Annotated in this window: 5 protein-coding genes and 1 pseudogene; 5 read left to right on the top strand and 1 reads right to left on the bottom strand. The window is 69.1% G+C overall.

Annotated features, from left to right (window positions below):
- A pseudogene (locus Y705_RS0110680) lies at positions 1–180 on the bottom strand (hypothetical protein); the annotation flags it as partial.
- A gap of 168 nt (positions 181–348) precedes the next feature.
- Here Y705_RS0110680 and argS point away from each other — a divergent pair.
- The 5 genes from argS to Y705_RS21355 form a co-directional block, all read left to right on the top strand.
- Positions 349–1,998, top strand: a complete 1,650-nt coding sequence (gene argS / locus Y705_RS0110670; protein ID WP_026532838.1) for an arginine--tRNA ligase — start codon at positions 349–351, stop codon at positions 1,996–1,998.
- 2 nt (positions 1,999–2,000) lie between these two features.
- Entirely contained in the window at positions 2,001–3,506 is a 1,506-nt protein-coding gene (gene lysA / locus Y705_RS19195; protein ID WP_049822601.1) for a diaminopimelate decarboxylase, read from the top strand.
- The gene (locus tag Y705_RS0110660) at positions 3,503–4,834 is read left to right on the top strand and encodes a homoserine dehydrogenase (protein WP_049822600.1); all 1,332 of its coding nucleotides are present in this window, start codon (positions 3,503–3,505) and stop codon (positions 4,832–4,834) included. The genes lysA and Y705_RS0110660 overlap by 4 nt, the downstream gene beginning before the upstream one ends.
- The gene (thrC, locus tag Y705_RS0110655) at positions 4,835–5,938 is read left to right on the top strand and encodes a threonine synthase (protein WP_026532836.1); all 1,104 of its coding nucleotides are present in this window, start codon (positions 4,835–4,837) and stop codon (positions 5,936–5,938) included. It abuts the gene before it with no gap.
- A 2-nt stretch (positions 5,939–5,940) separates the two neighbouring features.
- The coding region (locus Y705_RS21355) for a GHMP family kinase ATP-binding protein (protein WP_444826182.1) at positions 5,941–6,310 on the top strand (370 nt) is incomplete at its 3' end.

The following is a 6,310-nucleotide window of genomic DNA, read 5'->3' as shown; positions in this document are numbered from 1 at the left end:
AGCGGCGGCGGACGTCGTGTCGCCCCCGGCCTCCGGAGCATCCTGGGCGTTCTGGGCGGCATCGGAGGAACCGGCGCAGCCGGCAGCGCCGAGCAGGGACACCGCCGCAAGTGCAGTCAGGACCTTCCTGCCGGGCGTGCCCCGTCGGGCGGGGGTCGTCTTGGCAGTCTTCGCATTCACGGCAGGTCTCCTAGCGGGTGCAGGCACAGCGCTCGCTGGCCCGGAATGGGAATGGGCGCGTGCCCATTCCAGCATGGTCAACAAGTACTTCGTTCCCTACGGCGTTTTGGACGGGCGTGCGCCGTCACACGAATCAGCCTCCGTGGTGCGCGCCGTTATGCTGGAGCGGTGACCCCTGAACAACTCTCCTCCGCTATTACCGCATGCCTGAAGAACGCAGTCGAGGCCGGTGACTTCTCGATCGAGCTTCCTTCCGAGATCCGGGTGGAGCGGCCGAAGAACCGGGAGCACGGCGACTGGGCCACCAATATCGCGCTGCAGCTGTCCAAGAAGGTCGGCATGACGCCGCGATATTGGTGGCCCAGTCGCCGTGCTCGCCTGGCCGCGATCGAGGGCGTGAAGAGCGTCGATATCGCAGGTCCCGGCTTCCTCAACATCACGCTCGACGCCGGCGCCGCCGGCGAACTCGCCCGGACCGTCGTCGAGGCCGGCGCGGGCTTCGGAACGAACGATGCCCTGGCTGGACGGAAGATCAACCTCGAGTTCGTCTCGGCGAATCCGACGGGCCCCATCCACATCGGCGGTACGCGCTGGGCGGCGGTCGGTGATGCCCTGGCACGCATCCTGCAGTCGCAGGGCGCCGAGGTCACCCGGGAGTACTACTTCAACGACCATGGGGCGCAGATCGACCGCTTCGCGCGGTCGCTCTTCGCCAGCGCCTCGGGAAGCCCCGCCCCGGAGGACGGGTATGGCGGAGAGTACATCGACGACATCGCCCACCGGGTCCTGGGGCAGGAGCCGGACGCCCTGTCCCTGGACGAGGCGGAAGCCCTCGAGGCGTTCCGCGCCGTCGGCGTCGACCTCATGTTCACCGACATCAAGAAGTCCCTCCACGATTTCGGTGTCGACTTCGACGTCTATTTCCACGAGCATTCGCTCTTCGCCGACCACTTCGTGGAGGGTCTCCTGGAGCAGCTGAAGACCTCGGGGAACCTGTTCTTCGAGGAGGGGGCGTGGTGGCTGAAGTCCACGGACTTCGGCGACGACCGCGACCGCGTGGTCATCAAATCTAACGGCTCGCCGGCCTACATCGCCGGCGATATCGGCTACTTCGTCAACAAGCGCCAGCGCGGTTTCGACCTCAACATCATCATGCTGGGCGCTGACCACCACGGCTACGTGGCCCGGTTGAAGGCAGCCGCAGCGGCACTGGGAGACGATCCGGACACCGTCGAGGTGCTGATCGGCCAGATGGTCAACCTGATGAAGGACGGTGCCCCGGTGCGCATGTCGAAGCGGGCCGGAACCGTGGTGACGCTCGAGGACCTCGTCGACGCCGTGGGAGTCGACGCCGCCCGCTACACCCTCGCGCGTTTTTCGGCGGATTCCAACATCGACATCGACCTCGACCTGCTCACGAAGAGGAGCAACGAGAACCCGGTGTTCTACGTGCAGTACGCCCACGCCCGGACGCATGCTGTGGAGCGCAACGCCGTCTCGGCCGGCGTCGACACCGGCAGTTTCGACGCGGCGACGCTGAGCCACCCCACGGAGGGTGAACTCCTCGCCGCGCTCGGGCAGTTCCCGGGCGTGGTGGCCTCCGCCGCCACCTTCCGCGAACCGCACCGCGTGGCCCGCCACCTCGAGGTCCTCGCCGGAACCTACCACCGGTGGTACGACGCCTGCCGGATCGCCCCGCTCGGTGACGCGCCGGTCGAGGAAGTGCACCGGAGCCGCCTGTGGCTCAACAACGCCACGCAGCAGGTCCTGGCCAACGGCCTCGCGCTCCTGGGTGTCTCGGCTCCGGAAAGGATGTAGGCGTGGCTGTCGATGCATCGCAGCTGGCACCCGGCTGGCTGACCGTACCCGCAGACCCGGCGGCCCTCGAGCGGAAGTTGTGGGCCGAGGACGTCTCCCGCGGCTCCGACGGCGTCCTCGAGATCGACGGCGTCCGCGTGGAGGACCTCGCGCGGGAGTTCGGCACTCCGCTCTACGTCGTCTCCGAGACCGACTTCCGTGCGCGCGCCGCAGGCTTCCGGGACGCCTTCAACGAGGCCTTCGGGGCACTCTGCGGCGGCGTCGACGTGTTCTACGCGGGCAAGTCCTTCCTGTGCTCCGAGGTTGCCCACTGGGTGTCGGAGGAGGGCCTCGGCCTTGACACGTGTTCCGGTGGCGAGCTCGCGGTCGCCCTCCGCGCCGGGCTGCCGGGCCATCGGCTGGGCCTGCACGGCAACAACAAGTCGGCCGCCGAGATCACGCGTGCCATCGACGCCGGCCTCGGCCGGATCGTGGCCGACAGCCTTTCCGAAGTAGCGATGGTCGGCGATCTGGCGGTGGAGCGCGGCCGCACGGCCAACGTCATGCTGCGGCTCACGCCGGGTGTCCACGCCGAAACGCACGAGTTCATCGCCACGGCGCACGAGGACCAGAAATTCGGCATGTCGCTGGCAACCGATCCGGACACCGCCGACGACGACGGCGCCTCACCCGCCGCGCAGGCCGTCGCGGCCGCGCTTCGGCACCCGGGCATCAACCTCCTGGGAGTGCACTGCCACATCGGATCGCAGATCTTCGAGCCCGAGGGCTTCGAACTCGCAGCACGCAGGCTGCTGGGCTTCCTCGCCGAGGTCCGGGACCGCCACGGCGTCGAACTCCCGGAGCTCGACCTCGGGGGAGGCTACGGCATCGCGTACACCGAGGCGGATACGCCGCGGCCGCCGCGGGAGATCGCGCAGGCCATGGCAGGCGTCGTCGGGACCACCTGCACGGCGCTGAACCTGCGCGTTCCGCGCATCTCGATCGAGCCGGGCCGGGCCATCGTGGGCCCGACCACCTTCACCCTCTACACCGCGGGAACCACCAAGGTGGTGCAGGTGGACAGCGGCGCGGCGCCGCGCACCTCCGATCCGGTCACCCACCCTCGCCGCTACGTGTCCGTGGACGGCGGCATGAGCGACAACGCGCGCCCGGTGCTGTACGGCGCCGACTACTCGGCTGTCCTGGCATCGAGGCTTCCGACCGCGGAGCCCGTCCTGTCGCGCGTGGTCGGCAAGCACTGCGAAAGCGGCGACATCGTGGTGCGGGACGTCTACCTCCCGGGAGACACCACGGCGGGCGACCTCCTCGCGGTGCCCGGCACCGGCGCCTACTGCTGGTCCCTGTCCAGCAACTACAACTACATCCCGCGGCCGCCGGTCGTGGCAGTGGCCGGAGGCAGGGCCCGGCTGATCGTCCGCGGCGAGACCGAGGACGACCTGCTGGCGCGGGACGTCCCCCGTTCCCCGGTATCCCCATCCCCCAGCTCAGGAGCCGAACGGACAGCATGAACAGCACTGGATTCTCTTCCCGCAAGCCCCTGCGCGTGGCACTCCTGGGGTGCGGCAACGTCGGATCCCAGGTAGCCCGGATCCTCCTCGAGGACGCCGGGAACCTCGGCCTGAGGGCAGGCGCGCCGCTCGAGCTGACCGGGATCGCCGTGCGGTCCCTCGACACGACCCGCGACGCCCGAATCCCACGCGAACTCCTCACCCTCGATGCGGAGGCGCTCGTGGAGGGCGCCGACCTCGTCATCGAACTGATGGGCGGCATCGAGCCCGCCCGGTCACTGATCCTCCGCGCCATCGAGCACGGCGCATCGGTGGTCAGCGGCAACAAGGCCCTGCTGGCGCAGGACGGACCGGCGCTCTACGAGAAGGCCGACGCCGCGGGCGTGCAGCTCTCCTACGAGGCGGCGGTCGCCGGGGCGGTTCCCATCCTCCGGCCGATCCGCGACAGTCTGTCGGGCGACCGCATCCGGCGCGTCCTGGGAATCGTCAACGGCACCACGAACTACATCCTCGACCAGATGGACTCCACGGGAGCCTCGTTCGAGGACGCCCTGAAGGACGCGCAGGCTCTCGGGTACGCCGAGGCGGACCCTACCGCCGACGTCGAAGGGCATGACGCCGCGGCGAAGGCCGCCATCCTGGCCTCGCTGTCCTTCCACACGCGGTTCGCGCTCGAGAACGTCCACTGCGAGGGCATCACCACGGTCACCGCCGCTGATATCGCTGCGGCGAAGGATGACGGCTATGTCATCAAACTCCTCGCCATCGCCGAGTTCTGGAACGACGACGGCGGGGAGCCCGGTATCAGCGTGCGCGTCCACCCGACGCTCCTGCCGCGGACCCACCCCCTTGCCGCAGTGCACGGCGCCTTCAACGCCGTGTTCGTCGAGGCGGAGAACGCGGGCGAGCTGATGTTCTACGGGCAGGGCGCCGGTGGTACGCCCACGGCGTCGGCAGTCCTCGGCGACGTCGTCAGCGCTGCCCGCCGCATGGTGCTCGGTGGTCCCGGCCGCACCGAGACGACCACCGGACACGTACCGGCACGCGGGATCGACACCGTGAGCACGAGCTACAGCATCGGCCTCGAGGTCGCCGACCAGCCGGGCGTGCTCGCGAGAATCGCTCAGATCTTCGCCGAGAACGGCGTCTCCATCGAGACGATGCGCCAGCGCATCGACCAGACCGGGCAGGACGGCGCGCCCACCGCGGAACTGCGGATCGTCACCCACCGTGCCGTCGAGGCTTCCCTGGCGGCGACCGTTCAGCAGATCGCCGGGCTCCCCGTCATCACTGCGGTGACATCAGTCCTGAGAGTAGAGGGAATCTAAATGGCACACCAGTGGCGCGGAGTCATCCGCGAATACGCCGACCGCCTGCCCGTCAGCGACTCCACCGAGGTGGTGACCCTCGGCGAGGGGGGTACGCCCCTCGTGCTCGCGAAGCACCTCTCGGAGCTCACCGGCTCCGCCGTGTACCTGAAGGTGGAGGGAATGAACCCCACCGGGTCCTTCAAGGACCGCGGAATGACCATGGCCATGACCGCCGCGGTCGCAGCCGGGGCCAAGGCGGTGGTGTGCGCTTCGACCGGCAACACGTCGGCCTCCGCGGCAGCGTACGCCACGCAGGCCGGCCTCACCTGCGCCGTCCTGGTGCCCGATGGGAAGATCTCGCTCGGCAAACTGAGCCAGGCCATCGCGCACGGCGCCGAGCTGCTGCAGGTCAACGGCAACTTCGACAACTGCCTCGACGTCGCCCGCAAGCTCGCCGAGGCGTACCCGGTCTTCCTCGTGAATTCAGTGAACCCGGCACGCCTGGAGGGCCAGAAGACGGCGGCGTTCGAAGTGGTGGACACCCTCGGTGAAGCCCCGGACTACCATCTGCTCCCGGTCGGCAACGCGGGAAACATCAGCGCGTACTGGAAGGGCTATCAGGAGTACGCGGCACCCTATGCCTCCCTGCACGCGGGGGAACTGCCTGCGGTGGCCACGAGGACCCCGATGATGTGGGGCTTCCAGGCCGAAGGAGCGGCACCGTTCGTCAAGGGCCACCCGATCACCGAACCGGACACCATCGCGACGGCCATCCGCATCGGCAACCCGGCGTCCTGGGATTATGCGGTGGCCGCGCGCGATGAATCGGGCGGGCTGATCGAGGCGGTGTCCGACGACGAGATCCTCGATGCCCACCGGTGGCTGTCCTCCCGCGAGGGCGTCTTCGTCGAACCGGCTTCGGCTGCCGGTGTCGCGGGCCTTCTCAAGAAGCACGCCGAAGGGCTCGTTCCCGCCGGCAAGACCATCGTCATCACCGTCACCGGCCACGGCCTGAAGGACCCCCAGTGGGCGTTGCGGACCGCCAACGGTTCGGATGTCGAGCCCACCAAGGTGGAGTTCGACGTCGTGAGCGTGGCGGCAGCACTCGGGCTGGAGGGCTGAGCGTGCCGTACCCGTCCGCCGTCCGGCCGAGCCCCGCAGGTCCCTCGATCGCCGTCGGTCAATCGTTCGAGGTGACAGTACCCGGAACGAGCGCCAACCTCGGCCCGGGGTTCGACACGCTCGGCCTTGCGGTGACCCTCCGGGACACCGTGCGGGTGCGCTCGGTGGACTCGGGCAGGACGACGGTCTCACCGACGGGGGAGTGCGCCGAAGGGCTTCCGCGCAACGAGCGCCACCTCGTGGCGAAGTCGCTGCTCGCGACCCTGAACAGGGTGGGCAGGCGGTCCCCGGGGCTCGAGATCGAAACGGTGAATGTCCTGCCGCACGGCCGCGGCCTGGGTTCCTCGGCCGCCGCGATCGTCTCGGGCGCAG

This window comes from Arthrobacter sp. H41 (assembly GCF_000520535.1).
Classification (GTDB): Bacteria; Actinomycetota; Actinomycetes; order Actinomycetales; family Micrococcaceae; genus Arthrobacter_D.
This window is presented reverse-complemented; position numbering and strand designations above follow the sequence as displayed.

What these genes read in the sequence shown, in the direction of transcription:
- Y705_RS0110660 (WP_049822600.1), top strand. Translation starts at nt 3,503, where the DNA reads ATGAACAGCACTGGATTCTCTTCCCGCAAGCCCCTGCGCGTGGCACTC.
- thrC (WP_026532836.1), top strand. Translation starts at nt 4,835, where the DNA reads ATGGCACACCAGTGGCGCGGAGTCATCCGCGAATACGCCGACCGCCTG.